The 2,430-nt window shown below is 60.8% G+C and carries 2 protein-coding genes; both read right to left on the bottom strand.

Annotated elements, in window-relative coordinates; translation table 11 throughout:
* Nucleotides 1-164: 164 nt before the first annotated feature.
* Nucleotides 165-1,073, bottom strand: coding sequence for an ABC transporter permease (locus tag H5U08_RS15835; RefSeq protein WP_297035221.1), 909 nt, complete (start codon nt 1,071-1,073; stop codon nt 165-167).
* Entirely contained in the window at nt 1,006-2,061 is a 1,056-nt protein-coding gene (locus tag H5U08_RS15840) for an ABC transporter ATP-binding protein (RefSeq protein ID WP_297035225.1), read from the bottom strand. Before H5U08_RS15840 ends, H5U08_RS15835 begins: the two co-directional genes overlap by 68 nt.
* Nucleotides 2,062-2,430: the final 369 nt, after the last annotated feature.

The following is a 2,430-nucleotide window of genomic DNA, read 5'->3' on the forward strand; positions in this document are numbered from 1 at the left end:
CAGGCTCCGTCCGTGCCAGCCTCCCAGAACCCAGCCCACCACGATTACCAGCAGAAGCAATTTCAAGCCTCGCATGTGCTTACCTCCCAAATCCTCACAGTATTCACACTCTTTCGCCAAGGTTTCACCGCATTCCTTGCCACGTCCGTTTCCTCGCCGGAACTTCACAGGTCCCGGTACCAGAAACACAGGTACGACAATCCAAAAAACACCACCACCGGCAGCGTGTAGCTGAGGGCCACCCACCCCGGGCGGATGTCCTTGTACTCCAGGTCGTGCTGGAAAAACTCGGGACGGCGCTCCGGCCGTTGCGGTCGTCCCGAAAAGACGCGTAGAAATTCATCTGCCTGTTGTTGTAGGATGGCGACATCCAGGGGATTCACCTGATCCGACGAGGCGGGGGTGCTCCAGCTCTTTCTGAAGACGGTGGGCAGCGCCTGGTTGAGGCTGATGGGAGAAAGCTCCGCCAGCCGAAACGTCGTCAGCACCCCGTTGATCGGATACCACACGAAGAGCACGACCAGAAGGGCCAGCCAGGCATTGCGAAGCAGCACGCCCATCAAAAAGCCCAGGCTCAAGATCCCCAGCAGCACCAGGACGACCGTCCCCAGCCCGACGATTGCCCCGTAAGTCGTGACAGGGTCAGCCTTCACCGGCCGATCAGCCAAACCTGTGATCAATGCGGCGGGGATCACCGCCACAATAAACACGAGGAGCACCGCAATCGCGCGGGCCAGCCACGCCGCGCCGAGATATTCCAGCCGGGTGATCGGGCGACTCAAAATGCCGTCGGCAGCCGCTTCCAACTGCCCTGAACTGACTGCACTGGTGCCCAGAATGATGACCACCACAAACCAGGGGAACACAAGAAAGGGAAAAACGAGCGAGGCGAGCATCACCGGCTGAGTCAGAAACGACCAGCCCGTCAGGACGGTCAAAAAGCTGAGCACAATCGCCGCTGCCAACCACAGGCGCACCAGCCAACTCCGAAAGAGCGTCCGGAGTTCAAGCCTGACCAGTGCTTGGGTGGGAAGCAGCAGGTCGCGGAGCATCTTGAAACCGCGTAAATCCATGGAGTTCATCCTCCTGGAGAAGCTGCAAGTAAGCGTCTTCGGTGGCCCCCAATCCTGTTTGCACGCCGTGCAGGACGACGCCCGCCTGATCGACCCGGCGGAGCACCTCGGCGAGGGCCTCGGCCCGGCTGACTTCGCCATTCACGGCGATGCGTACCCGCCGCGGATCCAGCCACTGCGCAGAAACCACCGGCAGTGCAGCGAGCATCCCTGCCAGTTGCCGCAGGTTTTCTTCCGTACCTTCCAGATCCAGAAAGAAGCTGTCCCCCCGCAGCCGCCGCTTCATCTCCGCGATCGGGCCGCAGAAAATCATTCTCCCCTCATGCATGACCCCCACATGGGTGCACACCTGGTCAATGTCTGCCAGGATGTGCGTCGCCACGAGGATCGTTCTTTCCCGTCCCAGCTCCCGAATCAGATCGAGGGCGAATCGCCGGGCGGCCGGGTCAAGGCCCGCCGTTGGCTCGTCCCACAAGAGCAAGAGCGGGTCCCCCACGAGCGAAGCAGCAATCCCCAGGCGCGTCGTCTCGCCGGTGGAAAGGGTGGCGATCCGCTGGTCCGCGACCCCCAGCAGTCCCACTGCCCGCAGTAAAGAGGCAATCCGCGGTCGTCGCACATCTGCCGGCATGCGATACAACTGCCCGACAAGGTCGAGGTACTCGAATGGTTTAAGGTGCCCAGGGAACCGGGGATTGGTGGGGAGATAACCCACCAAGCGACGGACCGTCACGGACTGGGGCCCGCACGCATGGCCGAAAATCCATGCCCGCCCGGCTGTGGGACGCTGGAGTCCCAAAAGCAGCCGCAGGGTGGTCGTTTTTCCGGCCCCGTTCGGTCCCAGGAAGCCGAAAATAACCTTCCTGGGGACGCGAAAACTCAGGTCGTTGACGGCGATCACCTCGCCGCCGTAAACCTTCGTCAGATGTTCAGTTTCGATTGCCCAGGTCTCGTCTGCCACACCGGTTGCCTCCCCATAGGGCCATTTCATTGCGATTACCTCGCCACCTGCCAATCAATACACCCCTCAATGAGTATTCGTTACAGACCGCAAAATCTTGGCCGGAAGCTTGGGCCCTATTTTCCCCCAGGCTACCCCGGGTGGTCGCCCAGATGACCTGCCCCGGGGATTCTTTTCGCCGTCTCTTCCCCCTGTCTGGCGGCTTTGCGTCGCGGGCTCAGCAGAGAACCGACGCCGCAAAGGTTCTCCGGCCCATTATGTTTGCCCCACTGTTAAAGGGGTCAATTTTTTCTCCTGGAACTCTGTAACTCTTTTGCCACCGTCGGCCTGGGGAAGTGTTCGTAAACGGGCCTTGGATTATTGGACACCCTCCAGCGCTGCGGTCATAATAAAGGCGAG

The organism is Thermogutta sp. (assembly GCF_014359955.1).
Lineage (GTDB): Bacteria > Planctomycetota > Planctomycetia > Pirellulales > Thermoguttaceae > Thermogutta.